This is a genomic window from Chitinimonas lacunae (assembly GCF_042650885.1).
Taxonomy (GTDB): domain Bacteria; phylum Pseudomonadota; class Gammaproteobacteria; order Burkholderiales; family Chitinimonadaceae; genus Chitinimonas_A; species Chitinimonas_A lacunae.
In genome coordinates, this window is sequence record NZ_JBHSBU010000001.1 from 3,353,531 (window position 1) to 3,378,799 (window position 25,269).

Annotated in this window: 27 protein-coding genes and 1 other RNA gene; 18 read left to right on the top strand and 10 right to left on the bottom strand. The window is 60.7% G+C overall.

Features of this window, described 5'->3' with window-relative positions; translation table 11 throughout:
• Nucleotides 1–28 precede the first annotated feature (28 nt).
• The 5 genes from ACFOW7_RS14435 (at nt 29) to ACFOW7_RS14455 (ending at nt 2,262) form a co-directional block, all read left to right on the top strand.
• Complete coding sequence (locus ACFOW7_RS14435; RefSeq protein WP_378165470.1) at nt 29–874, top strand: helical backbone metal receptor; 846 nt, start codon at nt 29–31, stop codon at nt 872–874.
• A 50-nt stretch (nt 875–924) separates the two neighbouring features.
• Nucleotides 925–1,128, top strand: coding sequence for a hypothetical protein (locus ACFOW7_RS14440; protein ID WP_378165472.1), 204 nt, complete (start codon nt 925–927; stop codon nt 1,126–1,128).
• Nucleotides 1,125–1,427 carry a cell division protein ZapA gene (locus ACFOW7_RS14445; RefSeq protein WP_378165474.1) on the top strand — a complete coding sequence of 101 codons (303 nt, stop codon included), beginning with the start codon at nt 1,125–1,127 and terminating at the stop codon, nt 1,425–1,427. Before ACFOW7_RS14440 ends, ACFOW7_RS14445 begins: the two co-directional genes overlap by 4 nt.
• Before the next feature lie 13 nt (nt 1,428–1,440).
• Nucleotides 1,441–1,622: non-coding RNA, 6S RNA (gene ssrS / locus ACFOW7_RS14450), on the top strand.
• A gap of 25 nt (nt 1,623–1,647) precedes the next feature.
• A complete protein-coding gene (locus ACFOW7_RS14455) occupies nt 1,648–2,262 on the top strand; it encodes a 5-formyltetrahydrofolate cyclo-ligase (protein ID WP_378165476.1) in 615 nt (204 codons plus the stop codon).
• Here the strand turns inward: ACFOW7_RS14455 and ACFOW7_RS14460 are convergent.
• A complete protein-coding gene (locus tag ACFOW7_RS14460; RefSeq protein ID WP_378165478.1) occupies nt 2,225–3,127 on the bottom strand; it encodes a cation diffusion facilitator family transporter in 903 nt (300 codons plus the stop codon). The genes ACFOW7_RS14455 and ACFOW7_RS14460 overlap by 38 nt on opposite strands.
• Nucleotides 3,128–3,250: 123 nt before the next feature.
• Here ACFOW7_RS14460 and ACFOW7_RS14465 point away from each other — a divergent pair, with 123 nt between their 5' ends.
• From ACFOW7_RS14465 to ACFOW7_RS14480, 4 genes are all read left to right on the top strand, one after another.
• Nucleotides 3,251–3,703: an EVE domain-containing protein gene (locus ACFOW7_RS14465; protein ID WP_378165480.1), complete on the top strand. Its 453-nt coding sequence runs from the start codon at nt 3,251–3,253 to the stop codon at nt 3,701–3,703.
• A complete protein-coding gene (locus ACFOW7_RS14470) occupies nt 3,700–4,503 on the top strand; it encodes a sulfite exporter TauE/SafE family protein (protein ID WP_378165482.1) in 804 nt (267 codons plus the stop codon). Before ACFOW7_RS14465 ends, ACFOW7_RS14470 begins: the two co-directional genes overlap by 4 nt.
• Nucleotides 4,504–4,793: 290 nt before the next feature.
• The gene (gene pip / locus ACFOW7_RS14475) at nt 4,794–5,753 is read left to right on the top strand and encodes a prolyl aminopeptidase (protein ID WP_378165484.1); all 960 of its coding nucleotides are present in this window, start codon (nt 4,794–4,796) and stop codon (nt 5,751–5,753) included.
• Nucleotides 5,754–6,146: 393 nt separating this feature from the next.
• Nucleotides 6,147–6,533 (top strand): VOC family protein, encoded by a 387-nt coding sequence (locus tag ACFOW7_RS14480; RefSeq protein WP_378165487.1) that lies wholly within the window; start codon nt 6,147–6,149, stop codon nt 6,531–6,533.
• A gap of 786 nt (nt 6,534–7,319) precedes the next feature.
• Here ACFOW7_RS14480 and ACFOW7_RS14485 read toward each other — a convergent pair.
• A complete protein-coding gene (locus ACFOW7_RS14485) occupies nt 7,320–8,123 on the bottom strand; it encodes an N-acetylmuramidase domain-containing protein (RefSeq protein ID WP_378165489.1) in 804 nt (267 codons plus the stop codon).
• Between the two features lie 3 nt (nt 8,124–8,126).
• Nucleotides 8,127–8,546 carry a hypothetical protein gene (locus ACFOW7_RS14490; RefSeq protein ID WP_378165491.1) on the bottom strand — a complete coding sequence of 140 codons (420 nt, stop codon included), beginning with the start codon at nt 8,544–8,546 and terminating at the stop codon, nt 8,127–8,129.
• Nucleotides 8,547–8,728: 182 nt separating this feature from the next.
• Between ACFOW7_RS14490 and ACFOW7_RS14495 the strand changes: the two genes are divergently transcribed.
• On the top strand, nt 8,729–10,702 hold the full coding sequence (locus ACFOW7_RS14495; protein WP_378165493.1) for a cellulase family glycosylhydrolase: 1,974 nt from the start codon (nt 8,729–8,731) through the stop codon (nt 10,700–10,702).
• A 227-nt stretch (nt 10,703–10,929) separates the two neighbouring features.
• Here ACFOW7_RS14495 and ACFOW7_RS14500 read toward each other — a convergent pair whose 3' ends face one another.
• Entirely contained in the window at nt 10,930–11,124 is a 195-nt protein-coding gene (locus tag ACFOW7_RS14500; protein ID WP_378165495.1) for a hypothetical protein, read from the bottom strand.
• Nucleotides 11,125–11,311: 187 nt separating this feature from the next.
• Between ACFOW7_RS14500 and ACFOW7_RS14505 the strand changes: the two genes are divergently transcribed.
• Together ACFOW7_RS14505 and ACFOW7_RS14510 are read left to right on the top strand one after the other, a co-directional pair.
• Entirely contained in the window at nt 11,312–11,572 is a 261-nt protein-coding gene (locus ACFOW7_RS14505; RefSeq protein ID WP_378165497.1) for a YkgJ family cysteine cluster protein, read from the top strand.
• Nucleotides 11,573–11,704: 132 nt separating this feature from the next.
• On the top strand, nt 11,705–12,076 hold the full coding sequence (locus ACFOW7_RS14510) for a hypothetical protein (protein ID WP_378165499.1): 372 nt from the start codon (nt 11,705–11,707) through the stop codon (nt 12,074–12,076).
• A gap of 76 nt (nt 12,077–12,152) precedes the next feature.
• Here ACFOW7_RS14510 and ACFOW7_RS14515 read toward each other — a convergent pair whose 3' ends face one another.
• Entirely contained in the window at nt 12,153–12,629 is a 477-nt protein-coding gene (locus ACFOW7_RS14515; RefSeq protein WP_378165501.1) for a hypothetical protein, read from the bottom strand.
• A 128-nt stretch (nt 12,630–12,757) separates the two neighbouring features.
• Entirely contained in the window at nt 12,758–13,966 is a 1,209-nt protein-coding gene (locus ACFOW7_RS14520) for an HD-GYP domain-containing protein (RefSeq protein ID WP_378165503.1), read from the bottom strand.
• Nucleotides 13,967–14,124: 158 nt separating this feature from the next.
• On the opposite strand from ACFOW7_RS14520, the gene purE reads away from it, so the two are divergent.
• Both purE and ACFOW7_RS14530 read left to right on the top strand, forming a co-directional pair.
• Nucleotides 14,125–14,622 carry a 5-(carboxyamino)imidazole ribonucleotide mutase gene (gene purE, locus ACFOW7_RS14525; RefSeq protein WP_378165505.1) on the top strand — a complete coding sequence of 166 codons (498 nt, stop codon included), beginning with the start codon at nt 14,125–14,127 and terminating at the stop codon, nt 14,620–14,622.
• Nucleotides 14,619–15,755 carry a 5-(carboxyamino)imidazole ribonucleotide synthase gene (locus ACFOW7_RS14530; RefSeq protein WP_378165507.1) on the top strand — a complete coding sequence of 379 codons (1,137 nt, stop codon included), beginning with the start codon at nt 14,619–14,621 and terminating at the stop codon, nt 15,753–15,755. The genes purE and ACFOW7_RS14530 overlap by 4 nt, the downstream gene beginning before the upstream one ends.
• A 103-nt stretch (nt 15,756–15,858) precedes the next feature.
• Here ACFOW7_RS14530 and ACFOW7_RS14535 read toward each other — a convergent pair whose 3' ends face one another.
• From ACFOW7_RS14535 to ACFOW7_RS14545, 3 genes are all read right to left on the bottom strand, one after another.
• On the bottom strand, nt 15,859–16,551 hold the full coding sequence (locus tag ACFOW7_RS14535; RefSeq protein ID WP_378165509.1) for a hypothetical protein: 693 nt from the start codon (nt 16,549–16,551) through the stop codon (nt 15,859–15,861).
• A complete protein-coding gene (locus tag ACFOW7_RS14540) occupies nt 16,544–17,737 on the bottom strand; it encodes an AAA family ATPase (RefSeq protein ID WP_378165511.1) in 1,194 nt (397 codons plus the stop codon). The genes ACFOW7_RS14535 and ACFOW7_RS14540 overlap by 8 nt, the downstream gene beginning before the upstream one ends.
• Nucleotides 17,738–17,967: 230 nt before the next feature.
• Nucleotides 17,968–18,804, bottom strand: a complete 837-nt coding sequence (locus tag ACFOW7_RS14545; RefSeq protein ID WP_378165513.1) for a substrate-binding periplasmic protein — start codon at nt 18,802–18,804, stop codon at nt 17,968–17,970.
• 238 nt (nt 18,805–19,042) lie between these two features.
• On the opposite strand from ACFOW7_RS14545, the gene ACFOW7_RS14550 reads away from it, so the two are divergent.
• The 4 genes from ACFOW7_RS14550 (at nt 19,043) to ACFOW7_RS14565 (ending at nt 23,642) form a co-directional block, all read left to right on the top strand.
• On the top strand, nt 19,043–19,921 hold the full coding sequence (locus ACFOW7_RS14550; protein ID WP_378165515.1) for a phosphoribosylaminoimidazolesuccinocarboxamide synthase: 879 nt from the start codon (nt 19,043–19,045) through the stop codon (nt 19,919–19,921).
• Nucleotides 19,922–20,289: 368 nt separating this feature from the next.
• Nucleotides 20,290–20,997 (top strand): hypothetical protein, encoded by a 708-nt coding sequence (locus tag ACFOW7_RS14555; RefSeq protein ID WP_378165517.1) that lies wholly within the window; start codon nt 20,290–20,292, stop codon nt 20,995–20,997.
• Nucleotides 20,998–21,119: 122 nt separating this feature from the next.
• Complete coding sequence (locus ACFOW7_RS14560) at nt 21,120–22,511, top strand: EAL and HDOD domain-containing protein (protein ID WP_378165519.1); 1,392 nt, start codon at nt 21,120–21,122, stop codon at nt 22,509–22,511.
• Nucleotides 22,512–22,886: 375 nt separating this feature from the next.
• The gene (locus ACFOW7_RS14565; RefSeq protein ID WP_378165521.1) at nt 22,887–23,642 is read left to right on the top strand and encodes a sulfite exporter TauE/SafE family protein; all 756 of its coding nucleotides are present in this window, start codon (nt 22,887–22,889) and stop codon (nt 23,640–23,642) included.
• A gap of 120 nt (nt 23,643–23,762) precedes the next feature.
• On the opposite strand, the gene ACFOW7_RS14570 is transcribed toward ACFOW7_RS14565, so the two are convergent.
• On the bottom strand, nt 23,763–25,238 hold the full coding sequence (locus ACFOW7_RS14570; RefSeq protein WP_378165523.1) for an aminotransferase-like domain-containing protein: 1,476 nt from the start codon (nt 25,236–25,238) through the stop codon (nt 23,763–23,765).
• Nucleotides 25,239–25,269: the final 31 nt, after the last annotated feature.

Genomic DNA, 25,269 nt, shown 5'->3' on the forward strand with positions numbered 1-25,269 from the left:
CCGGAGGCCCGCTGGTTCGGCAGCCGCCTTGCTGGCGCTGCTGCTTGGCAGCGCGGCGCTGGCGGCGCCGGCGGTGGAAGCGCGCGACGATAAAGGCCGACAACTGCGTCTGGCGCGGCCGGCCTTGCGGGTGGTGAGTCTGAGCCCGCATGCCACCGAGTTGCTCTACGCGATCGGGGCCGGCTCCACCCTGGTGGGGCGCGACGGTGCCAGCGACGAGCCGGCGGCGGCGCGGGCTCTGCCTGACGTGGGCCGCTATGGGGCTTTCAATGTCGAGGCGATTGTGGCGCTGCGGCCTGATCTGGTGGTGGCATGGGAAGGCAGCGAAGCCGGCCCGGCGCTGACCCGGCTGCATGAGCTGGGACTGCCGCTATTTGCCAGTCAGCCGGCCGATATCGCCGCGATTGCCGGAACCGTCCGCGCGCTGGGCCGTCTGACCGGGCGGACCGAGGCCGAAGCGCTGGCGCGTCGGTTCGAGTCCGAGTGGGCGGCACTCAAGGCACGTTACGCCAACAGCCGGCCGCTGACCGTGGTGGTGCAGGTGGGCGAAGGCCCGGCCCTGACCGTCAACGATCGCCAGTTCACCGCTTCGCTGCTGCGGGTCTGTGGCGTGGTCAATCCGTTCGGCGCCAGTAGCGCCCCGGTGCCGGTGATCGGTGCCGAAGCATTGCTGGCGGCCCGGCCCGATGCGATGGTGGCGGTGGCCGATGCCGCGGAAGCGGCGGTCTGGCGCGCCAACTGGCGCAGCCGGGGTCTCGATGTGCCCTGGCTGACGGTCGATCCGCGCCGGTTTGGCCGCCCGGTACCGGCGGCCGTCAAGGAAGCAGAAGCGTTGTGCCGCCGACTCGACAGCCTGCGCCGTCGTCCTTCGTAGCCGCGATGCCGCCTGCTAGAATTCCAACGTTGCGTCAGCAGAATCTACCCATGGAAGCCGAACTGCAAAGCCTGGAAGACCGAATCAAGACGCTGGCCATGCTGTGCCGGCAGTTGCGCGATGAAAATCAGTCGCTACATGCCGAGATCGCCGTCCTGCGCGCCGATAAGGCACGACTGAGCGAGAAGATCGAGGTCGCCACCCAACGTATCGAAGCGATGCTGGCCAGCCTGCCAGCAGGAGAACCGGTATGAGCGCCACCCGCCAGCTCGACGTCAGCATCATGGGACGTGAGTTTCGAGTCGACTGCCCGGTCGAGGAGGAACAGGCATTCCGCGAGGCAGTCGCTTTCGTGGAACGGCGGATGCGCGAAATCCGCGACTCGGGCAATGTGATGGGGCTGGACAAGGTCGCCATCATGGCAGCACTCAATATCGCCCATGAATTCATGAACACCCGTCTAGGCGGTTTTGACATCGTCGATTTTCGGCGTAGAATCGCCCGCATGCAGGAAGTCATTGACGCGGCGTTGCAAGACGATCCGACGTCGTGACCCCACCGGCTCAGTCTCCCTGCGGCGCTTGCTACGGTTTAATATTCTTTGAACCAATATATTGAACCGGGCCGCTCAACCTCGGCATCTTGTTGTGCGCATCCCTTATGTCGGATGCGCCTGAAAGATGACGGCGGGTGGCCACTTGAACCGTTAGGTTCAAGATGAAAACCGAGCGGCGCCCGCGGGGAGGCCCCCCTCTCCGCTCCCTTATCTCCCCATGAACGACAAGACCGACCTGCGTCGCCAGTTGCGCCGCCGTCGTGCCGCCGTGCCTGCCTGGCTGCGTCGCTGTGCCGAACAGCGGGTCGCCAAACGCGCTGTGCCCTGGCTGCGCCGTGGCTGGCGTGTCGGTGCCTATCTGGCGCTGGGCAGTGAACTGTCGCTGGCGCCGCTGATGACGCTGGCGCGTCGGCGTGGTGTGCGCTTGTTTCTGCCGCTGGTACCGGCGCGTGGTCGCCGGCTGGGTTTTGTCGCTGCCGATGCCCCTGCGGGCCGCTGGCGCCGTAACCGTTACGGTATCGCTGAATACCACGGCCGCCAACGCCTGGCCCCCCATCGCCTCGATGCGGTATTCGTGCCCCTGGTCGGTTTCGATGCCCAAGGCGGCCGGCTCGGTCAGGGCGGCGGTTACTACGACACGACCTTTGCCTTCCGGCTGCGGCGCCGATGGAAAAAGCCCACGCTGATCGGCGTGGGCTTTGAATGTCAGCGGGTGGCGCAGATACCGCGTGAAGCGCATGATGCACCGCTCGACGCAGTCCTGAGCGAACGGGCCGTCTACCGGCCCGGCCACCTCAGTCGTGATAGTCGGGCTCGAAAAACAGCCACTTGATATTGGGGAAGGTCGCTTTGAGCTCGGCTTCGAGCCGGTTGATCGTGGCCACCAGCTCTTCGGCGCTATCGGCTTTGACATGGGCCTTGATCGCCACCATCACATCGTTGCCAAGCTGCATGGTCAGCAGGTTGAACACCTTGGCCACCGACGGATCGGCTTCGAGCTTCTTGAGCATCGCGGCCTTGATTTCCGGCTCGACCCCCTGGCCGATCAGCAGGCCCTTGATTTCGACGCCGATAAAGATCGCCACCGCGATCAGCAGGATACCGATAAAGATCCCGCCCATGGCGTCATAGACCGGATTCTCGGTAATCACCGCCAGACTCACCGCCACCAGCGCAAACACCAGACCCAGCAGCGCGGCAATATCTTCGCCCAGAATCACCACCAGCTCGCTCTGCCGGCTTTCGCGCGCCCAGCGCCACAGGCTCTTGCTGCCGCGCAGCTTGTTGATTTCGCGCATCGCCCCCCAGAGTGAAATGCTCTCGGCGATCACCCCGAAGGTCAGCACGGCGATGGCGATCCACGGTGCCTGCATCTGTTCGGGTTCGGACAGCTTATGCAGGCCTTCGTAGATCGAGAACAGGCCACCCAGGCTGAACAGCATCAGCGCCACGATGAACGACCAGAAATAGATCGCCTTGCCATAGCCCAGCGGATAGTCCGGTGAAGGCGGCGTCTTGGCGACCTTGAGACCCCAGATCAGCAGACCCTGGTTGCCGCAGTCGGCAAACGAGTGGACCGCTTCGGCCAGCATCGCGCCGGAACCGGTATAGAGCGCGGCGGCGAGCTTGGCGACACCGATCGCCATATTGGCGCACAGCGCGTACAAGATCGACTTCATCGAATCGGCCGAGGCCATGGATGGTTCTCCTTTGTAATGGTGAGCATGGATGCGACCGGAGTGTAGCCGATTGGCATGGCTGTCATGTATCGGCTAGGCTTGCGGCTTTGTCTGGAGGCGCCTTCGATGCGGTACTGGCTGATGAAATCCGAACCCGACGAGGTGTCGATCGATCACCTTGCCGCCCGACCCGGGCAGACCGTCGGTTGGTTTGGCGTGCGCAACTACCAGGCGCGCAATTTCATGCGTGATGCCATGCAGATCGGCGACCTGGTGCTGTTCTACCATTCGAGCTGCGCCGAACCGGGCATCGCCGGCCTCGCCGAAGTCTGCTCGGCTCCCTATCCCGACCCCACCCAATTCGACCCCGCCAGTCCCTACCACGACCCGAAAAGCCCGGCCGACGCGCCACGCTGGGTCCAGGTCGATGTCCGTTTCGTGCAAAAAAGCCGGCTGATCACCCTCACTGAGCTGCGGCAATACCCCGAACTCGCAGCGATGCGGCTGCTGCAACGCGGCAATCGCCTCTCCATTACCCCGGTCGAGCCGACCGAATGGGCCTTTATCGTCGATCTGATGGAGCGCGCCGCATGATGGCCGAAGCCTGGGCGGCTTTTCTGGCCGTGGGCGCCGTGGCAGGTTTTCTGGCCGGTCTGCTCGGCGTCGGCGGCGGGCTGGTGATCGTGCCGGCCCTGCTGGCGGTATTCGAATGGCTGGGCTTTCCTTCGCGCCATCTGCTCCATATGGCGCTTGGCACTTCGCTTGCCAGCATCGTTTTCACTTCCCTATCGAGCCTGCGTGCCCATCATGGACGCGGCGCGGTGCAATGGCCGACCGTGCGCGGAATGAGCGCCGGTCTGGCGCTTGGCACCTTCGGCGGCGCCTGGCTGGCCGCGCGGATACCGACCGTCGGGCTGAAATGGTTTTTCGTGGTATTTGCCGTGGTGGTGGCCGTGCAGATGCTGTCGGGCTACAAACCGCGCCCATCGCGCCGTCTGCCCGGGGCCGCCGGCTTGAATGGCGTCGGCGGTGTGATCGGGGCGGTGTCAAGCTTTGTCGGCATTGGCGGCGGTTCGATGTCGGTGCCGTTTCTGACTGCCTGTAATGTGCCGATGCAGCAGGCGGTCGGGACCTCGGCGGCGCTGGGTCTGCCGATCGCGCTGGCCGGACTGGCCGGTTATGCCGTCAACGGCTTCGGCATCGAGGGACTGCCGCCTTACAGTGTCGGCTATCTCTATCTGCCCGCGCTGGCTGGCATTGTCGGCGCCAGTGTGGTGCTGGCGCCGCTGGGCGCCGCCGTGGCGCATCGTCTGCCCGTGCCGGCCCTGAAAAAATGTTTCGCGCTGCTGTTGCTGACGCTGGCGGGCAAGATGTTATGGGGATTGCTGCGCTAAGCGGCCCGAAGGCGTCCTAGTCGCCTAGCGCATTGCCGGCAAACTCGGAGGCTGCGGGTCCGGACACAGGGCATCAGATCAAGGCTGATCACCAGCGCTGCCGGTGACGCCGATTTGCAGGGAAATGTCCCACCTTGTGTCTGCGCTCACCAGTCAATCCGATCTACCGTCGCGGTGTCCCGACCCGCTGGCGCAGCAGTCGTTTAAGAAATTTTTCTGCCTAATGGTGTGGTCCACACTGTTCCACACCCATTTAGATCATCTAATAATCTGTCCGAGGAGGATTCTGTATGGAACTTCGCTCCGAGCTGTACCCGCCGCTTGAGCCCAACCGTAGCGGGATGCTGGCCGTCGATGCGCTGCACACGATGTATTGGGAAGAGTGTGGTAATCCCAACGGGGTGCCGGTGGTGTTTCTCCATGGCGGTCCAGGTTTTGGGGCCAGTCCGCAGAGCCGGCGCTTTTTCGATCCGGACTTCTACCGCATCGTGGTGTTCGACCAGCGCGGTTCCGGTCGCTCGACACCGGTGGGCGAGACGCGCGCCAACACCACCCAGGATCTGATCGCCGATATGGAGCGATTGCGCGAAATGCTACAGATCGAGCAATGGCTGGTGTTCGGCGGCTCGTGGGGCTCGACGCTGGCGCTGGCTTACGGCTGTACCCATCCTTCGCGTTGTCTGGGTTTCGTGCTCCGTGGCGTCTTCCTTGGCCGGCCGTGGGAGCTGGAATGGTTTATGAACGGGGTCCGCAATTTCTTCCCCGAGGTCTGGCAGAAGTTTGCCGACCATCTGCCGGCGGCCGAGCAGGGCAATCTGCTGGAAAACTACCAGCGCCGCTTCAACGACCCCGATCCGGCCGTGCGGCTGGCGGCGGCGCGGGCGTGGTGCATCTATGAAGGCAGTTGCGTCACCTTGCTGCCCGACCCCCATGTCGAGACCACCCACAGCGACGAAACCATGGCGCTTGGTGTGGGGCGACTCGAAGCCCACTATTTCGCCAACCAGCTATTTCTGGCCGGCCAGCCTTTGCTGGAACAGGTCGAGCGCATCAGCCATCTGCCGATGATCACCGCCCAGGGCCGCTACGATGTGGTCTGCCCGCCCGTGTCGGCCTGGGAGCTGCACAAAGCCTGGCCTGGTTCCGAGTTGCATATCCTGCCCGATGCCGGCCATTCGGGCTGGGAGCCCAGCATCAACCGCGAGCTGGTGCGGGCCTGCGAGCAGATGAAGACACGGATCGCCAGCTAGAGCATTTTCAGCCAATTCGGCGCCAGCGTGTCCGGACCTCGAAGCGCAGACGTACAGCGCTCCACCAGGCCTGGCAGCGACTCCGATTTACATGGAAATGCGCTAAGCGTTCTCCGATGCGACTTGTCACGGTGCGTTCGCCGCAAAGCGGTGTAACGCACCATCTGTTTCCGGTCTGGCGGTTGTTCGTGGGGGATACAATATCGGGTTTGATTCTGTCGGACTGCTGCCTAATGGAATGAAGAAACTGTCATATAAATATTGTTTAATTTATAAAACATCACTCTGTATTGCGGAGATTTTTCCTAAAATTTTATTTCCTGCTGTGCTTCATTGCTGGAACCAGCCTGTCCGCTGCCTGACATCCATTTCCTTTCATTGGGAAGGTCCATCATGCCCGTTCTCGATCTCGACCATTTCAATCTGCAAGTCCCGGCCGAACAGCTCGAATTGCTATGCGATTTCTATTGTCGGGTGATCGGTCTGCAAGACGGTCAACGACCGCTGCGCTCACAAGGACGCTGGCTGTATGCCGGCGATAAGGCGCTGGTGCATCTGAGCGTCCGTCCGATCGATTTCTGTCCTGCTGCCTCAACCGGTCATTTCGGCCATATCGCTTTTTCCTGCCGCGATCTGACGGCAATGCTGAGCCATCTCGATCAGTGCCAGGTCACTTACGATGTGAAAGATCGCGGAGAGCAGACCCAGGTCTTTCTGAATGACCCGTGCGGCGTCCTGGTGGAATTGAATTTCAACGAGCCGCTGAATCCGACTCCTTAATCGCAGAACACCCCGGCAATTTCTCAATAAAAAGGCTGGTGGGATTACCCACCAGCCTTTTTATTTCATTTTCTCCCCCCTTCAAGACCGGTTGCGCGACAGAGGCCGGTGGAGAGCGGCGCAGGCAGACCTCATCCGCTTCCAGTAATGAAACGGCGGAAAGAAAAACGCAATCTGAAATGAAATAAAAACAATTGGCAAGAATTGCAGATGGCTGACGCACATCAGAAGAAATGAAATTTAAATGGCCGGTGCCCTGCCTCGGCAATTTGTGTACAAAAGTATAGCAATTCAGGTCTGCAAGAGGGTGATTTGCTGTGAGTGTCCCGAAAAACCTTTTCCTGTGAATTCATTGCAGCATAAAGAGATGTACTTGCATGCAAATATACATTTTCTGGCGGGAATCTTTGTATGAAATATAAATATTTTCCATTGTATTTTAATGGGTTATATGTAAGTGCCGGATGTGAAATTTAATTGAAATGCATTGATGACGCATGCCGTGCATATTGATATGCATGATGAAATCTAATCAAAAAATATCAGCAAAAAGGTTCTTGGACCGGTCTGGAAAACTTCGCAGTGTTTTGGCTGAGCGTCAGCTAGCAAAGGGACGCCGCCAAGGCTGGCAGGGGCTTGGGGTTTTCTTGCCGAGGTGGTGGACGGGACGCGGAGGAGGCGGAGCGCCCGGTGAGTGGGTGTTGGGTGGGGGAGGGCGTGGAGGGGGAGAAGCAGACAGGCCGGTTGGGGAACCGGCCTGTGGGGGATTTTCTTGCCTGGTGAGCTTTACCAGCCGACTTCTCGGCACAGCATCGGATAGCACTCCTCATCGGGCAGCCCGGTCTGGGCCAGCCCGCGGGCTTTCTGATAGGACAGCAGCGCCGAGCGGGTGCGTTTGCCGAGCCAGCCGTCGATGCCGGCCGGGTCGAACTCGGGTTGGTGGGTGGCCAGCAAGGTCAGCGCCAGTTGGGTTGACCGGATGCGCAGATCAGGCAAGGTGCCATTGCTGAGCTGCTGATAGCAGTGGGCCAGTTTGCTGTCATAGCTGTTGATTGCGTAGTTGGGGCCGTTATAGGCCGCCGCGAAACCGGCCCAGTCGCGCTTGCTCAGCTTGTTGGCCAGTTGATTGACCTTGATGAAGCGCGCCATGGCGTCGAGTTGGCTGTCCTCGTCGCAGAACATGGCGGCGATCATCTTGTCGAGGCTGGCGTAGCCGAGCTTTTGCCAATGCATACCGAGTACCTGGCCGATACCCCAGGAGGTGGCCTGTAGCGCCGCTTCGCGGTCGAGCTGGATGGCTCGGCGCAGCCGTTGGTATTGATAGTCGCCGCTGGCGCCGTAACCGCCCGGGGTCGGGTCGCTCAGATCGGGATAGCGTTCGTCGTAAGCCTGCTTGGTCAGCCGGCTGAATAGATGGCGCTCGTACAGAATCTTGGGCCGGCCGTCACGCTCGAAGCCGCAACCCGAGGTTTCGACCGTGAGCACGGTGAACAGGGTCACTTCATCGATAGCCAGGCTGTCCTGGACGGCGGCAAGTCCGGCCTGACTCAAGGGCCGGGCCGGGCCGGTGAAATCGAAGAAATTGCTCATGATTCAACCCTCGCTGCGGGTGGCGGGAACGGCCGGCACCGGCGTGGTGACGGCCGTGGCGGCGATGGTGGTGATGTGGGTGCCATCGTCCTGACGGGCCAGCCAGGCTGGCTGCGCCTTGCTCATCACCGCCTCGATCGCATCGGTGCCGGCATAGCCGACGGTGATCAGGGTCAGCAGATGCTGCTGGTCAAGCACGGTCGCCGGGTTCAGGCCCATGGCCAGAAAACCCAGCACACCGGCGATAAAGCCGATCAACAGGCTGAGCCAGACACGCTGGCCCGACATCATGTCGCTGACTTTTTGTTGCTGAAGCTGGGCCAGGTCATGGAGCTTCTTCAGCCCCATCACGACCCGGATGCCCTGACCGACCATGCCGAGCAGGCCAGCCAGCAACAGGGGGGTAAGCCAAGTTCCTGCCATATGAATCTCCTCCGTGAGTCGTTGTTATCACCCCGGCCTGATGGCGGGGTGGCTGCTGCATTGCTTCTTCATATAGCCGAGTGGGGCGGGCGGGGGAAGCGTCCTGGTTTGACTGGCGCAGATCTGTCGCTAAGCTGACTTGGCGATAACAAAAACTCATTCCACCTGAGGAGGAAACCCCGATGCTGCTGCCCCGCGCGACCCTGTTGGCCGCTGGCTGTGCCATGGCCTTTGCCGCTCCCCACCAACTCGACTACGCCGACCGCCCCGAGGCGCGGCGGATCGTGATCGATCTCAAGACCTACCGCAGCCCTGATGGCCGGATCTGGCGCGACCGTGTCTTCCGCGATGGCTACGGCCGCGAAGCCTATTTTCGCGGCTGGAACGTGTCGGGCAAGACCAAGCATGTGGAAAGTGGCTTCAAGCCCTTCCTCAATACCGGCGACGCCACGATTGGCCTGGGCCGTCTGGCCGAGATGGCTGGCCCCAATATGGTGCGCTTTGCCATCGCCTGGGAAGGTGTTCACCCGGCGCCTGACCGCATCGACACCGTCTATCTCGATCAGGTCGCGGCACAGCTCAAAGTGGCCATCGGGCGAGGCATGTATGTGCTGCTCGACTATCACCAGGATCTGTTCTCGCGCCATCTGTTCAACGCCAGGTCCTGGCACACCGGCAACGGCGCGCCGGCCTGGATCACGCCCAAGGGCCTTTATCCGCCCGAATATTGCGGCATCGTCTGCGCCAGTTGGTCGCAGCACAATCTGACCGACGAGGCGGTACGGCGCGCTTTCCGCAATTTCTGGAATAACGCCCCGCTGCCGACGCCGCTTGGCGAGCGGCGGATGCAGGATGAATTCCTCTGGCAGACCGGGCAGGCGCTGGCCTATCTGAAAAACCGGCTGACGGCGGCCGAGTTCGAGATGGTGCTGGGGCTCGATCCGCTGAACGAGCCGGTTGACGGCGGCATGGAAGGGCTGAGCCCGAAGCAGTGGGACAACCTCAAGCTCTGGCCCTTCTACCGCCGGGTCCGGACCGTGATGGACCAGCATGGCTGGGGAGAGAAGTGGGTCTATGCCGAACCGCTGGTGTTCTGGAATACCACGGCAGGCATCGTGGCGCCGGCGACCGGTGGCCATCATCTGGAGACCAGGCCCGGTCCCGGTTTCGTCTTCAACTCGCATTTCTACGATGCCGGCCGGATGGGCGTCGATCTGCGCGGAGTGGACAACGGCACCTATCTGCTGCATCTGGCGCAGATACGCGACGAGGCGCGCTTTCTCGATACACCGGTGTTCCTGAGCGAATTTGGCATGTGGCTCAACGATAAAGGCGCCCGCGACACGGTGCGGATACTCAAATCGACCTATCAAGCCATGGAAGTCAGCGATGCCATCGGCGGTCGTACCCGCTGGGCCGATTTCTACGCGCCTCTGGTATCCGGCACCCAATGGCACTGGGACTACTACTACGACCGCCACCGCGAATACCAGAACGGCGCCATCCTGGTGACCGGCCAGGACGGCTGGAATAAGGAAAACTTCTCGGTGGTTCGCAATGAATCGCGCGACTACAACCTCGATCATCGACTGGTCGAGCGTGCCTATCCACGTCGGGTGCAGGGCGACATCCTGCATTTCCACTATCAGGACTTGAGCCGCGACGACTGGGGCAAGCTGCTCAACTGGGCCAGCATCGTGGCCGAACCGGGCCAGGCCGGCCGCTTCGGCGACGAGCAGTTCGCCCTGCTGACCTGGCGCGGCCGCCGTGGCGACGCCCCAACCGAGCTATATCTGCCACGCCACTGGAAGGCCGAGGATTTACTGGTGCTGACTGAACGGCGCCTTCATATCGGCGACCTGCGCCGTGACGCTGCACTGACTCAGGCCAGCGATGAAGTGGCGCTGGGTCACGACCCGAACGGCGGCGCAGCAGGCGGCCATCTGCTGCGGATCTGGGACGATCCCGGTGTGGAAGAGGATGCCGACAGCGTGCACTTTGCTCTGGTCGTCAACCGCCAACAGGCGGCCACCCGGGCCTTCACGCCCGCCCAACTGGAGGTGCTGCGCCAGACGCTGGTCGAGGCGCTGTGCCGCCAGCAACGCAGCGTGCTCTATCTGACAGGGAAGATGACTTTGCCGGGGTATCCGAGCTGAGCGGGAGGAGTCAGTGGAAAACGGCCGCACTTGGTGAGAAGGCGGCCGTGGTTGTCTGGCGTCAGGCATAGCGACTCTAGCGTCCCCCTTCCTGCCGCCAAGCGCCGCACTCTGCGCAGTGTTTGGCTGCTGGGTGCGCAGGGTTTTGCCGCACTGCTGGCAGGGAGGACCATAGCGGCTGAGACGGCGGGTCCATAAGACGTCGGTGTGAAGTTCGCGAACAGCTGTCAGTTCGAAATAACGTTGCAGAGCCGCTTGACCACAGTTTCTCCATGCTTCCTGCAGCGAGCATTGATGCCGCTCACGGTAGTCTTTGATCTGTTGGACGGCGTTGACCAGCCAAGTCCGCTCTCCGCCCATTCCTGCTCGTCGAGCATAGGGACTTCCTGAAGGCTGTGATGGCAGTAGAGTAGCTTGGGCATGATGGGCTCTCCGGGGCTGCCGTATCTCAATCAAAGGAGACCTCTAAAATATTGTGCCAAATAAGCTCTGGTTGTTTAGCCACTAGAAATGAGAGTACATAGACCCATTGATTCAGTGGGATTTTATTTCCTTATTCTGCTCGATTCGCGCTAAGCTCGCCGGTCGTCCGCCCTGCTTGCCCTTCCCATGGAATGCCGTCCCCACTGCGCTGCCTGTTGCATTGCCCCGTCGATCAGTTCTCCGATTCCCGGGATGCCACACGGCAAGCCGGCTGGGGTGCGTTGTGTGCAGCTCGATGAGCAGGACGGCTGCCGGATTTTCGGTCTGCCTGAGCGGCCGGCCGTGTGTGGCGGCTTACAGCCCTCGCTGGAAATGTGCGGCGATGACCGGCTTCAGGCCATTACCTGGCTGACCCTGCTGGAGCAGGCGACGGCGCCGCTTTCCTAGTCTGGTGGATGGCTTGCATGCGCGAGCGCTCAACAGGGTGCCACACAGCGCCTTGCGGCAATCACCCGCATTCGCGGAACTGATGAGCGGTTTGGTTGTCGCTTGGTGGTTTGATGTTCGGGATGAATCGAGATGAGCAAGAAAATAGTCTTCGACTGCTGCCTCGACAGCCTGCGCCAGTTGCTGTCGGATGCCCGGACCACGGCGGATGCGGTGACCGCGGAGAAACTTGCCCTGGCCCTGCGTTTTGCCGATGAGCTTGGCAAATTCTGGCCGGGCTCGGTGGCTGCCACAGGCAGCGATGGCGAAACCGCCGACTATGAAACCTACCGTCTGCTCCATGAAACCGGGCTGTCTCAGCGTCAACTGGTCAAGATCGCGCTGCAAGAAGAACTGCCGGCCGTGCGCATTCTGCGGATGTTACGGGCGCTGTTTGGACTGACGCTGAAGGAGGCAATCGAGTTTCTCGAATCCTGTCGTCAGGAAAGTCCGATTGAAGCGTGACGATACGGTTTCCTGATGGTTGCCTAATAAATATGCCGCCCTTGTGGGCGGCATTTTTTATGGCGCGGCCGACGGCTCAACGCGGCAGGCGTCCGATGGCCTGCTTGGCCAGCGAGGCAAATACCTGTTCGAGCTGGCGGCGGGCCAGTTGTGAATCCTGGCTGAAGTAGCTGATATCGACGATATGGCGTTGCTGCCGTGCCACCAGCTGTGCCGCGGCCGGGCGGGCGCCATCGGCGGTGACCGAGAACACGGCCTGTTCACCCAACTTGGCAATCGGGCGCAGTTGGCGATCGGCAAAGCCCTTCTGGTATTCGGCGTAGGCATCGGCGGCGTGTTGGCTGTCCGGGTGCGGCGTCACCCCGACGATAAAGCCTTCGCCTGCATGGTTGACGAACATGCAGCCGCGTTGCGGATCGAAGCTGGTCAGTTGCCAACTGCCGGCGACCACATTGCTGATCTCGCTGGGGGTGGCATAGGGACATTGCTTGGCCGCCCAAGCGGAAGTCAGTGCCAGCACGGTGAGCAGGGGAGCGAAGGACGAGATACGCATGGTAGAAGTCGCCGTAACAAGAAAATAGGCCGATGGCATAACCGGACGTCACGATAGCAAAACTCGTCCGGGCAGAGAGAAGGGCAAACCCTAAGGCTCGGCTGTAAATAGTGCCCTTGACCTTGGCGCTACAGAAAACGCTGTGGGTCAACCTTCCATTTCTGCGGGCTTTCGTGGCTGATGATCTTGTCGGCGCCACCGCGTCCCATCGAACGCGCCAGATCGACCTCGACCGGTGGGATATAACCGCGCTTGGTGTCGTAGAACACCTTGAGCCGGGGGGCGAGCAGATTCTGTTCATTGTGCTCGACCACCACGCCCAGCCGGCCGCTTTCGAGCAGCACCAGGGTGCCGACCGGATAGATGCCGACGCAGCGCATAAAAGCCTTCACCAGATCGGGGTCGAAATGGTATTTGCTCCATTCGAAGATCTTGCGCAGTGCATCGGTTGGCGGAATGCCACGGTGGTAGCAGCGGTCGGCCGTGATGGCATCGTAGACGTCGACGATGGCTGCCATCTTGGACAGCGTGCTGATCTGTTCGCCCGCGAGCTGGTCGGGATAGCCCGAGCCATCGATCCGTTCGTGGTGGTGCAAGGTGATATCGAGTGGAATGACGCCGATCCCGGGTGTCTTGAGCAACAGCGCATGACCGTCGCTCGGATGGCGCTTCATGATGGCGAATTCCTCATCGGTCAGCCGGCCGGGTTTGTTGAGGATTTCGTCGGGCACCAGCGCTTTGCCCGTATCGTGCAACAGTCCGCCCAGACCAGCTTGGTGGGTGGTGGCGGCGTCGAGTCCGACGGAGCGGCAGAAAGCCACCATAAAGGTACAGACGCTCACCGAGTGCAGAAACGTGTAGTCGTCCTTATTCTTGATATACATCAGCCCGAGCAGCGCGCCCGAATTGCGCAGGATCGATTCGGTAATCGCCGCCACCAGCGGCTCGACGCTCTCGACCGCCACGGCTTTGCCAAGCCGGGCATCGGCCATCACATTGCGCACGAGCGTAGCGGCCTGGGCCTTGATGGCACGGGCGCGGCCCAGTTCTTCGCCATAGCTGACCCGGACCGGCATGGCAGTCTGTTGCGCCGCTTCGATCATCTGGCGATCGAGTTCGCGCTGGACTTCTTCCTGGGTGGGAGCATCGGGGACGTCGAGGCCGCGTTCGGTGTCGATATACACCTCGTGAATGCCGCAGCCGACGATGGTGTCGATTTCCTGGTCGGATTTGAGCGGAAAGCTCGAGCGCATGAACGGATGTACCGACCAATCCGCCGCTAGATCCTGGATATACATACCGACTTTGAGGGAAGTCGTGGGGACTTTCTTGATCATGGCGCGGCCCATTCCGTACAGCATCACTGCTCAAGTCTAGTTAAGCGAATGCTGTGCTGCCAACTACGGTTGAGTCGGTCTGACGGGGAACGCGATACGATCGCTGCGCTGCGGGCGATTTTGGGTAGAATCCGTTTTTTGAAACAGGGGATTGCCCGATGAGCGTCGAAATCGGCCTGGTGATGGGTAGCAACTCGGACTGGGAAGTCATGCAGCATGCCGCCCGCCAACTGAAAACCTATGGCGTGGCGTTTGAAGCGCGCGTCGTCTCCGCCCACCGCACTCCCGACCTGTTGTACGAATATGCCGAAACCGCCGAAGCGCGCGGTTTGCAGGCCATCATCGCCGGCGCTGGCGGCGCAGCCCATCTGCCAGGCATGCTGGCGGCCAAGACCACCATTCCGGTGCTGGGCGTTCCCGTTCCTTCCAAATATCTGGCTGGCGAAGACTCGCTGCTGTCCATCGTGCAGATGCCCAAGGGCGTGCCGGTGGCCACCTTTGCCATCGGCGAAGCGGGTGCAGCCAATGCCGCGCTGTTTGCCATCGCCATGCTGGCCAATCACAACCCCGAACTGCGCCGTCGCCTGCTGGAATTCCGCGAAACGCAGAAGAACACCGTGCTGGCCATGACCCTGCCCGAGGTCGATCCGCTATGAGTCGTCCCATCCTGCCTCCCGCGATGCTGGGCATTCTGGGCGGTGGCCAGTTGGGCCGGATGTTCGCCCAGGCGGCCCGTACCATGGGCTATGGCGTCACGGTGCTCGACCCCGACGCGGCCGCACCCGCAGCCGCCTTTGCCGACCGCCATATCATCGCCCCCTATAACGACCGCGAAGCACTCGAAGAACTGGCGCGCAGCTGTGCGGCCGTCACCACCGAATTCGAGAACGTCAACGCCGACTCGATGCGCTGGCTGGCACAGCGGATCCCGGTCAGCCCATCGGGCGACTGCGTGGCGATTGCCCAGGATCGCATCCGCGAGAAGTCCTATATCCGCAAAGCCGGTCTGGCCACCGCCCCCTATCTGGCGCTGGAAACCGTCGAAGACCTGAACCACGATCTGTCGCCCTACCTGCCCGGCGTGCTCAAGACCGCTCGGCTCGGTTACGACGGCAAGGGCCAGGTACGGGTCCAGACCGCAGCAGAAGCCCGGGCGGCCTATGCCGATCTGGGCGGACAGGCCTGTGTGCTGGAAAAGATGCTGTCGCTCGACTGCGAAGTGTCGGCCATCGTCGCCCGCACCTCGGCCCATGAAGTGGCGGTCTTCCCGCTGGCTGAGAACCGCCACGCACGCGGCATTCTCGATGTCAGCCTCGTGCCTGCCCACATCGACCCCGCCTTGGCCCAGCGTGCCCAGGCCATGGCGGTGCAACTGGCCGAAAGCCTAGATTACATCGGTGTGCTGGCGGTCGAATTCTTCGTGCTGACCGGAGGCGAACTGGTGATCAACGAAATCGCCCCGCGCCCGCACAATTCGGGTCATTACACCATCGACGCCTGCCTGAGCAGCCAATTCGAGCAGCAAGTCCGCACCATGTGCGGCCTGCACCCCGGTGCGGTCGATCTGTTGCGGCCGGTGGCGATGGTCAACCTGCTGGGCGACAGCTGGGAGACCCCGTCGGGCGAGCCCAACTGGGAAGTCCTGCTACAGGCCCCCAACGCCAAGCTGCACCTCTACGGCAAAAAAGAAGCCCGTCCGGGCCGCAAGATGGGTCACTACTGCGTCCTGGCCGACAGCGCCGAGGCAGCGCTGGAGCAGGCTGAGGCGATCAAGGAAACCTTGAGCTGAACGGCAGCAGACTGAAGCGGGGGAGCTGTTTTCTGATAGAGGCCGCTCCCGCTTTTTTTGATGCCGACGCCGGTGCATCCTTATGTTAAGTGTTCTAGGCCGATCAGATCGCACCCAGCATGGCTTGTTCGAAGGCTTGTGCTTGACTGCATAAGGCAGTGACGCTGGACCAGTTTTCTGTAATGCGAGGTGCGAATGCTCGGTACTCGCGCACAGTCTTTTTGATGCGCAGGTTCTTACTCAATTGGGAAAGCCGGGCTTCAACACTGATATTGCATTCGATGCCTGCCAATAAACTGTGTCCTTCAGGCAGTGTTGCTGCGGCTAACCAAGTACCGGAAGCTTGTGCCGGTAGGCAGAGTACGGTCTTGTTGCCTGTTTGAGCGGGACTAAGCCAACTGTTCAGAACAGTAGTCAATTGGGTACAGCTATTGGTTACTGGCGGGCAGGGCTGCACGCAGGGTAAGGTTGCCCAACCCTTGTCTGAGGCCATGCTGACTATCTCTGTTCCGCAAGCCCCATAGTGATCATGGGCCACATCCACATCGAGATGGATAATCACCACTTCGAAATGGCCAAGCGTCGTGTCATGGTCAAGCGACCCGGCGTGGCGTTGGCCTGCTGCATCACACCACTTCAATACGCCTCCCCACCCAGTGCCCATTTCAGGCTTGGTCATTTCTGGTTGCAGCATCGTCAAGACAAAAGACGTGGGCAGGATAGCTTTTAATGCTGCATTGATCACTTCATAGTCGGTCGGGCCTTCGGCAATCAGGGCGATCTGCGGATCAGACATTCGGTACTGCCCCTAAATGTCCCATCATCCACAATCTGGAAAGTGGATATTCCCTGTTCAAGGCCGCCAGTTCTGCCGACAGCTCAATACGCCGTACCACGGTCATACCATGACTGTTTCTCTCGATAGCAAATAGGCGGGTTTCCGAATCGTTCAGATTCAGCCCATCCAATACGGCGGGATTATGAGCGGTGAACAGTAATTGCCGCTCCGCGCCATTGTGTTCCAGCCACCCCGACAGGCGAGCAGCCAGTCGTGCTAGCAGGCGTGGGTTGAGTGCCTGATCCAGATTATCGATGGCCAGAATCCGGGGAGCGTGCGGTAGCAAGCACAAAGTGGCACAAAAGATGATGTACAGTGCACCCTCACTCGCGTCGTAAGCAGTCAACTCATTGCGAGTACTGTTCATAAAGCGGTCAGTGAACTTCAGCATTAGCTTGGTTCGCGGCACTTTGCTTGAAATCAACGATGCACCATGGCTGGTGGTCTGGATGTCGGCGACCCAGTCGATCAGTTCCAGAACCTGATCCAAGACAACTTCACCAGCTTCTCCTTGAGCTTCCAAATGTTGGCGCAGGGAGGCAAAGCCTTCTGCTAACTGACCACCACTCAGGCCGACAGGTCGGCGCGATTGCATGTCTGGTATGACACCGCGCAGGGTTGGTGTATTGGGGCAGTAAATCGCATAGTCCTGCATGCTCTGTATAAGTCGGGCGGCCGCATTGTCAGTGTCCATCTCCACCAGTTTCAAGGCTGCGAGTCCGGCTTGTGGATTCAGGTTTCTTCGCGTGGTGTCTCGCACGCCTCTGGAAATAATTTCCGCTTCCCCATCCGTTAACACTTCCGTTTTGTAGGACCAGGCGGGTTCCGGAGATTCCAGCGGGTTCAGCAGTGAGACCCGATAACTCTCCTGCGTTTCCCCTTCAATACCGATGCGAATATGAGCGGGCGTTCTTTCGGTTGCAAACGAGCTTTTATATAACCTGGGCAATCCTGCCCGAACCCCGCGTCTGAGCAGGCTTTCATCGTCAACTACTCCATTAGCCGCAGCGCCCAGGACGCCCAGTGCCTCCAACACGTTGCTTTTGCCCACTCCATTGGCGCCGATGAAGCAATTGACCCGACCGAGTTCAATGCTTTCCTGAACGATCGATTTGAAGCCGTGGATGCTCAGTCTGCGAAGCATATGCCTTTTCTCTCTGTGATCTCGCCGCTCATCGACCATTTCGTCTACTGTCGGAACGGTGTGGGATAGCTGGTAGCGAAGCGCTACTGCCTATTTCGTCATGGGTTTGCTTGATCAGCAAAGGATGCCGCTAGCCCATCGATTTTTCGATAAGGGTTGTCCCATAGTGAGCGGAGTCAGCCATTTTTCTATCTGCTTTTTATACGGAGCTGTATCTGGCAAAGATATGACTAGAATTTTTTACCCTGCTCTGTTTGCCGCAAGGTCCTCATGCGCCCGCTACGACTGCTGCGATAGTCGCTCGACGAAGGCAGCGGGGTGCCCAGATATTGGCTGCGCAGTCGGGCCTGGGTGCCGTCTTGCTGCATCCGGGCCAGTTCGCGGTCGAAGGCGGGGATCAGGTTGCCCAGGTTCTTGCCTCGAGTGAAGACCAGATAGTTGTCGAGATAAGACAGCGGCGGCAGGAGTGGCCGGATGCCGGTTTCCTGCATCTGCGCCAGCACATACAGCCCGACATCGAGATTGATCAGTACCGCATCGAGCCGCCGTGCTGCGAGTTTGCGGAAATTGCTCTGCTCGTCGTCGGCTTCTTCGATGCTGAAGTGGTGTTTGGCGACGCCGTGCTGGATGGCCTCGGGTAGCCGGAAGCCACGTCGCACGCCGATGACCCGGCCCCGGAAGTCCGACAGGGTGGCGAAGGGGTCGTCCTTGCGCACGAACAGGACATATTCGGTGCGCTGCATCACCACATTGGTGTACTCCATATACGCTTCGCGCTCGGGTGTCCGGCTGAAGGCGAAGGCGCATTCGACCAGGCTGTCGCGGCCGCGGCGGATTTCCCATTCGAGCCGCTTCCATGGCATTTCGCGGAATTCGACCGTAATGCCGAGCCGCTTGGCCGCCTGGGCCACCAGATCGGTATTGAGACCGGCATAGCCTGTACTGCCGCGCATGAAGTAGGGTGCCAGCAGATCGTTGTAACAGACCAGATGGCGGCGCGGCAGCTCGTCGGCGCTGGCTACCGAGGCAGTCAGCAGGGACAGGACGAGACGCAGCGACAGGCTCATAAGACAGCGGGTGCCGAGGGGGTCGGCAGCCTGGATGTTTCGAGCACGGCGTATTCTCCGGCAACGCAAAGCCCGCAGTATAGCGGCGCTGTTGAGTCCGCTGCATAGGCCGGCTTGCTGTGGCCCAGGTCCGGGGCCGATTCGGCGACTCGACAAGCAACCGACAACCGACCATGTCGGGCGAGGGCGGATTCGGTACACTGCCGCCTCAATCCACCCACCGTTCCGAGGACACGCCATGGCCGGCTTGACCCAATCGAACCTGACCTCGCTCAAGAAGATCTACTCGGGCAAGGTCCGCGACCTGTATGAAATCGACGACCGTCGCATGTTGATGATCGCTACCGATCGCCTGTCGGCGTTTGATGTGATCCTCAACGAGCCCATTCCCGACAAGGGCAAAATCCTGACCGCGATCTCGAACTTCTGGTTCGCCAAGCTCGCCCATGTCTGCCCCAACCATCTGACCGGCGAGGCGCCCGAATCGGTGGTGGCCGCCGCCGATCTGCCGCAGGTCGAAGGCCGGGCCGTGGTGGCCAAGCGGCTGCGTCCGGTGCCGGTCGAGGCGATTGTGCGCGGCTATCTGGCCGGTTCCGGCTGGAAGGAATACCGCCAGCACGGCACGGTCTGCGGTATTGCCCTGCCGGCCGGTCTGTGCGAAGCCGACCGCCTGCCCGAGCCGATCTTCACCCCGTCCACCAAGGCGGCCGTCGGCGACCACGACGAGAACATCAGCTTCGACGAGCTGGCCGGCCGCATCGGTGGCGAACTCGCTGCCCAGGTGCGCGAAACGGCCATCGCCCTCTACCGCGCCGCCAGCGAGTTTGCGGCCGAGCGCGGCATCATCCTCGCCGACACCAAATTCGAATTCGGCATCGATGAAGATGGCAAGCTGACCTTGATGGATGAGGCCTTGACGCCCGACTCCTCGCGTTTCTGGCCGGCTGACCAGTACCGGCCCGGCAGCTCGCCACCTTCCTACGACAAGCAGTTCGTGCGTGACTGGCTCGAAACCACCGGCTGGAACAAACAGCCGCCTGCGCCGACCCTGCCTGACGAGGTGGCCGAGAAGACCGCTGCCAAATACCGCGAAGCGCTGGAAAAGCTGACTGCTTAAGCCTTGCTTCTGCGCTCAAGCCGCCTTCGGGCGGCTTTTCTTTTGTGGAAGTAGTGAATGGCTATTGGCTTTCGATACGGCGTTCAGCGGGTAAAGATTTTTGAGAAAGGACAGATTGAGGCTACCAATCTGTCCTGATGACTTCCCACGCTCCTTTGTCTGACCATGACGCCTTTTCCAAAGAGAATCTGAACAAGGATTTTGTCAGCTGATAGAAAGACATCGCCCAATCAAGGCCGAGCCTCTGGCAAAATTCCTGAAAAAACAATAAATGAAGGAAATTCGATAGTGCAGATTAATTGCGAACTGCCTTGTTTCCTTCCCGGCTCTCCCGTTCCCCCTGCTTTGCCTAAAGAGAAAGGATGTCCATGGGACAGATCGCCAACGAGGCTTTTCTGAATCAGTTCGACCAGTTCGTCACTACGCGGCTGATGACTGCCGCCGGTATCGAGCCGTCAGCAAGTGGGCTGGCGCTATTTGACCTTTATGCCCAGGAAATCGACGTACCAGGTGGCAATGCAGCGATTGCACAATTGGCACTGCATTCGCAGCGCTCGTCCCGTCTGACGTTGGTGCAACGAGCGTTCGATGCGGCGAAACCGGTCAATCCGATCCCGGCTTACTGGGTACCACAGGGGGGTTATTGCGATGTGCCGATCCAGAATCCGGAAAGCCATTTCGTCTTTACGCCCGATTTCAGCGGCTGCGCGATCTATGTCGATGAGATCAATTCCAATACCTACCGGGTCTACCATGTCGAAGGCGGCAAGTACCATCAGTACCCCAACCACCGGGGTTTGCAGCCTTCGCAACTGGTCGGTCTGATGCGTCATGGCCGCGAATACGCTCAGGCGGCAACTAATGGCGAAGTTTCGGTACGTGCTTTCGCCTTTCTGAAATTTGTGGCGGGCAGCTGGCACATCTTCTGTCAAAACCAGAACGGGGTATCGCTGGGCTTGAGGGGGTCGAAGTTCGTGCCGATCGGTGAACAGACGGTCAAGAATCCTGCTTATTCGGCCCCGATCCGCCGCTTGTCCGAAGGGGCGATTGCCGTGCCGGCGACCATGTCGGTGTAGTCGCCGCTATGGAGAACGGCCAACTTGGGCACCGACCTCATTTCAGGGCCTGGTGGTGGGGTGGACGGCGACGGCTTGGGTGATCGCCTATGCTGTAGTGAATCCCCACCAGCGAGTCCGTCATGGTGTTCTCTTTCCTCAAGCGCTTGCTCGGCAACGAAGAAACCATTCCTCCGCCCAAGCCCGAAGCGCCTCGATCAGTCCCTGTGCCGCCGGCGCCTATGCCGGCGCCCGTTTCCCAATTGCAGCCTGCACCCGGGCAGGCCGGCCATATCAGCGGCGCGCCGGTGGAGACCATGTTGCAGCGTGAAATCGTGGTGGACCGCGAACTCCATGTGGTCGGCTACAACTTCCGCCTGCGTGACAGCGTGCTCAAGCGCAAATCGCAGATGGCGCATTCGGTCTGGAAGCTGTACGACGAGGTGCTGCTGCGCAATTTCCTGGCCGAAGAGGCCACCAAGGGCTTTGGGCAGAAGCGGATTTTTCTTGATATCTCGGTCTGGTCGCTTGACAGCCCGATGCTGCAAAAGCTGCCCAAAGGCCGTTTCGTCCTGATGCTGCGCTACGACGCCGAGTTCTTCCGCGATCTGGTGGTGCATCTCGATACTCTGCGTCGGCTCAAGGAAGAAGGTTTCCAGCTCGGGTTCGACCAGTTCCCGCTCAATGCCGAGCTGCTGCCGATGTTGTCCCTGGCCGACTACCAGAAAATCTCGGTCACCGATAAGGACGTGACCGAGCTGTCCAAAGCCGTCGCTGCCATCGGCAATGCGGCGCCGGGCTCGGAGCTGGTAGTGGGCGATGTCCATTTCTTTGAGGAATTGCAGGTGTGCCGGCAGTTGCTGGTCCACTATCTACAGGGCAGCTATCTGCGCCATAAGGATCTGTCCGAAGCCGACGCGGTCGATGCGAGCTATCTGCGGCTGATGGAAGTGCTCAATCTGGTCCGTTCCGAGGCCGAACCGGCCGTTATCGCCAATGCAATGAAGTACGACCCGATGTTGAGCTTCAAGCTGCTGCGCTATGTCAATTCGGCCGGCGCCGGGTTGTCTACCAAGATTGAGACGCTGGAGCGTGCCTTGATCGTGCTGGGCCATAAGCAGCTTTATCGCTGGCTGACGCTGCTGGTCTTCAGCCATGAGCGGCAGGAAGGCGATCAGAGCATCCTGCTCGAAACCGCCCTGATCCGTGCCCGCATGATGGAAACGCTCGGCCAGTCGCGCTTCAAGCGTGAGGATCTGGACCAGCTATTCACCACCGGCATGTTCTCGATGCTGGAAGCACTGTTGCGGCAACCGATGATCCGCATCATCGACAAGCTCAATCTGCCCGACGACATCAACCAGGCGCTGTTGAGCCAGCGCGGCCGTTTCGGTCCTTTGCTGAAGCTGGTGCTGGGGTGTGAAAACGGTGAGCTGCCCGATGATCCGCAGTTGTTTCTGGCCGCTGGCGTGTCCAAGAACGAGGCCAATAAGGCGCAGATCGAAGCGATGCTGTGGGTTGAGGAAGTGGTTTAGGGGAGACGGAGCCGGCAGTATTGGCTCCGTCAATTTTCTTTGGAGGGCTATTTGGAAATAAATATGCAAAAAGTATGCTAGATGTATGAACTTATATACTAAGAAATAAAAATATCATCCGCCTTCGTTGCGACATTCACCTTCAGATCCGCTCCGATCCCAACGCGTCGGCCATCCCATCCGTTTCTCCGTCCTCTTCGTTTGCGCTGTCACTGTCCGCTGGCAGGACTGGGACAGTCTTGTCACTGTCGTGGTGGCCGTCCCACTTTGAGTGAGGGCGGCGCACTACGCTGACGGCTGTCTTAATCGCTATCGGATAGCTATGTGTGATCGTCTGCTGAGTGAAGTGGGTGGGATCGATGGGGAGGCACGGTGATGGAAGCCGAGCTGATCCTGTTGTTGATTGCGGCGTTTGGGGCCGGTTTTCTGGATGCGGTGGTGGGAGGCGGTGGTTTGATCCAATTGCCGGCTCTGTTCTCGGCCTATCCGGCGTTGCCGCCGGCGACCTTGCTGGGCACCAGCAAACTGGCGGGTGTCTGGGGCACGCTGGCGGCGGTGTGGCGTTATGCGCGCACGGTGCGGCTCGATTGGCACAGTATCGGCCCGGCCATGTTGCTGGCGCCTTTGGGTGCCTGGGCCGGGGCGAGGGCGGTGTCGGCGATTCCGCCGGAGCAGGTGCGGATGATATTGCCGTTCGTGCTGGGGGCAGTGGCTGTCTACACCTTGATGAAGAAGGATTTGGGACAGGCACATCAACCGCGTTTCAGGGCGAAGTCGGCTGTTTGGGTATCGGCGGGGATGGGGTTGGGGCTGGGTTTCTACGATGGGCTGTTTGGACCTGGCGTAGGAAGTGTGCTGATCTTTGTCTATGTGCGGCTGTTCGGTTTCGATTTTCTGCACGCCTCGGCGTCGGCCAAGCTGGTCAATGTTGCCTGCAATATCGGCGCGCTGATCGGTTTTGGACTTGGCGGCCATCTGCTGTGGAAGGTGGGTCTGTTGATGGGTGCCTGCAATGTGGTGGGTTCGCTGGTCGGCAGTCACACGGCGATTGCCCAGGGCAGCGCTTTTGTGCGCAAGGTGTTTATTGCGGTGTTGTCGGTATTGATCGTCAAGATCGTCGCGTTCAGTTGAGACGGGCAATCGTGACTTGAGGTTTGGGACCTGACTTTGAAGCAGAGTCGGGGTAGAGGCCGACCTGGCAAAACGGCTCGCGTCGCCCTTTCTGGCAGCGCGGGCCGTTTGTTTTGGGGGTCAGTCGGAGATTTCCCTATCTGGCGTGGCAATCGATGGGGTCTCCGTCCAGAAGCTCCCCGGCAGACTGCTGGACGGGGCGAAAGCCTGCCGCAGCAGCTCCATCGGCGCCGAGGCGATTTCGATGGCGTTAAAGCGCAGCCATGGCGAAACGGCCGCTTCGGTATCGAACAGATAACCCGGTGCGATCGAGATACGACGGCGAGCCAGGGTCTCTGCCAGCACGCGGCTATCGGGGTGGGCCGGATGACGCGCCCAGAGAAACAGCGCTTCGCTGTCGCGGCTGTACTGCTCGAAGCCCAGTTGATCGAGCCGGGCCAGTGCCAGATGAAAGGCGCGGCGGATGCCTTCACGCAGCCGTTCGAGGGTGCGGGCGTAGTGGCCCGACAGCAGGACGGCGTGGATGACCTTGTCGTGGAATTCCGGGGTGAACAGGCCAATATCGACCTTGCTGCGCAGCACCTGGGCAATCGTGGCCGGTGACGAGGCGAGATAGCCGAAGCGAAAGGCCGAGGTGATGGTTTTGGAGAAGCTGCCCAGATAGATCACCCGCTCCGGCCCCGCCAGGGTCAGCAGATCGGGCTGCGACATCGCCTTGAAGCCGCCCAGGCAGTCGTCCTCGATCAGTTGCACATCGTAGCGTTCGGCCAGCACCACCACCCGCGCGGCCACGGCCGGGGTCATATCGGTGCCGGTCGGGTTGTGGTGGCGCGAGCTGGTGAAGAACAGCCGTACCCGGCCGCTGCGGAAGACCTGTTCCAGCCGTTCCAGATCGGGACCATCGTGGCGGCGCGGGATCGGATGGGCTTCGACGCCATAGAGCCGCAGCAGGCTGTTGAGGTTGTAGTAGCTGGGGGAATCGACCGCGACGGCCTGGCCTGGCTGCACCAGACTGCGGCAGATCAGATCGAGTGCCTGGCGGCCGCCCTGCGACAGCAGCATGCCCTCGGGCGCAATGGCGATGCCGCGTTCGGCCATATGGTCGCGCAAGGTGTCACGCAAGGGCAGATAGCCGCGCGGGTCGGTTGCATGGCCGTAGCCGATTCCCTGTGGTCGGCGCAGGAGCGCCCGTAATTCGCGTTCCACGGTGCTGCTGAGCGTCCACTCACTTGGCAGAAAACCACTACTAAGCCGCAGCCCACTGCCTGTGCCCTGGATATAGTCGATCACGACCGGCGTCGGCAGCCGCAGCGCCGGTTCGGGCGCGCTGCGTCCGCCGCTGACGAAGAAACCGATGCCATGCCGCACTTCCACCATTCCGCGCGCGACCAGCCGGTGATAGGCCAGTTCGGCCACGGTCTTGCTGACCTGGTGCTGCTCGGCCACCTGCCGGATCGACGGCAGACGATGGCCGGGATGAAGCGGCGCAATTTCCTGCTGCAAAGTGGCGACCAGACGATCGCACTTGGGACTGTTCAAGGGTGATTCCTGCAAGGCGGGAAACGCGATCATGCCAAGCGGACGCGGGAGTGACAAGGCTGCTTGCCTGTGTTGGGAAGGGAAAGAG

Excerpts from the sequence above, each read along its gene's own strand:
- pip (WP_378165484.1), top strand. The coding sequence starts at position 4,794 with ATGGAACTTCGCTCCGAGCTGTACCCGCCGCTTGAGCCCAACCGTAGC.
- ACFOW7_RS14520 (WP_378165503.1), bottom strand. The coding sequence starts at position 13,966 with ATGATCAAGAAAGTCCCCACGACTTCCCTCAAAGTCGGTATGTATATC.
- ACFOW7_RS14495 (WP_378165493.1), top strand. The coding sequence starts at position 8,729 with ATGCTGCTGCCCCGCGCGACCCTGTTGGCCGCTGGCTGTGCCATGGCC.
- ACFOW7_RS14485 (WP_378165489.1), bottom strand. The coding sequence starts at position 8,123 with ATGAGCAATTTCTTCGATTTCACCGGCCCGGCCCGGCCCTTGAGTCAG.
- ACFOW7_RS14465 (WP_378165480.1), top strand. The coding sequence starts at position 3,251 with ATGAAATCCGAACCCGACGAGGTGTCGATCGATCACCTTGCCGCCCGA.
- ACFOW7_RS14555 (WP_378165517.1), top strand. The coding sequence starts at position 20,290 with ATGGGACAGATCGCCAACGAGGCTTTTCTGAATCAGTTCGACCAGTTC.
- ACFOW7_RS14505 (WP_378165497.1), top strand. The coding sequence starts at position 11,312 with ATGGAATGCCGTCCCCACTGCGCTGCCTGTTGCATTGCCCCGTCGATC.
- ACFOW7_RS14545 (WP_378165513.1), bottom strand. The coding sequence starts at position 18,804 with ATGAGCCTGTCGCTGCGTCTCGTCCTGTCCCTGCTGACTGCCTCGGTA.
- ACFOW7_RS14470 (WP_378165482.1), top strand. The coding sequence starts at position 3,700 with ATGATGGCCGAAGCCTGGGCGGCTTTTCTGGCCGTGGGCGCCGTGGCA.
- ACFOW7_RS14455 (WP_378165476.1), top strand. The coding sequence starts at position 1,648 with ATGAACGACAAGACCGACCTGCGTCGCCAGTTGCGCCGCCGTCGTGCC.
- ACFOW7_RS14460 (WP_378165478.1), bottom strand. The coding sequence starts at position 3,127 with ATGGCCTCGGCCGATTCGATGAAGTCGATCTTGTACGCGCTGTGCGCC.
- ACFOW7_RS14440 (WP_378165472.1), top strand. The coding sequence starts at position 925 with ATGGAAGCCGAACTGCAAAGCCTGGAAGACCGAATCAAGACGCTGGCC.
- ACFOW7_RS14500 (WP_378165495.1), bottom strand. The coding sequence starts at position 11,124 with ATGCCCAAGCTACTCTACTGCCATCACAGCCTTCAGGAAGTCCCTATG.
- ACFOW7_RS14445 (WP_378165474.1), top strand. The coding sequence starts at position 1,125 with ATGAGCGCCACCCGCCAGCTCGACGTCAGCATCATGGGACGTGAGTTT.
- ACFOW7_RS14510 (WP_378165499.1), top strand. The coding sequence starts at position 11,705 with ATGAGCAAGAAAATAGTCTTCGACTGCTGCCTCGACAGCCTGCGCCAG.
- ACFOW7_RS14560 (WP_378165519.1), top strand. The coding sequence starts at position 21,120 with ATGGTGTTCTCTTTCCTCAAGCGCTTGCTCGGCAACGAAGAAACCATT.
- ACFOW7_RS14515 (WP_378165501.1), bottom strand. The coding sequence starts at position 12,629 with ATGCGTATCTCGTCCTTCGCTCCCCTGCTCACCGTGCTGGCACTGACT.
- ACFOW7_RS14550 (WP_378165515.1), top strand. The coding sequence starts at position 19,043 with ATGGCCGGCTTGACCCAATCGAACCTGACCTCGCTCAAGAAGATCTAC.
- ACFOW7_RS14490 (WP_378165491.1), bottom strand. The coding sequence starts at position 8,546 with ATGGCAGGAACTTGGCTTACCCCCCTGTTGCTGGCTGGCCTGCTCGGC.
- ACFOW7_RS14535 (WP_378165509.1), bottom strand. The coding sequence starts at position 16,551 with ATGTCTGATCCGCAGATCGCCCTGATTGCCGAAGGCCCGACCGACTAT.
- ACFOW7_RS14540 (WP_378165511.1), bottom strand. The coding sequence starts at position 17,737 with ATGCTTCGCAGACTGAGCATCCACGGCTTCAAATCGATCGTTCAGGAA.
- ACFOW7_RS14480 (WP_378165487.1), top strand. The coding sequence starts at position 6,147 with ATGCCCGTTCTCGATCTCGACCATTTCAATCTGCAAGTCCCGGCCGAA.
- ACFOW7_RS14565 (WP_378165521.1), top strand. The coding sequence starts at position 22,887 with ATGGAAGCCGAGCTGATCCTGTTGTTGATTGCGGCGTTTGGGGCCGGT.
- ACFOW7_RS14530 (WP_378165507.1), top strand. The coding sequence starts at position 14,619 with ATGAGTCGTCCCATCCTGCCTCCCGCGATGCTGGGCATTCTGGGCGGT.
- purE (WP_378165505.1), top strand. The coding sequence starts at position 14,125 with ATGAGCGTCGAAATCGGCCTGGTGATGGGTAGCAACTCGGACTGGGAA.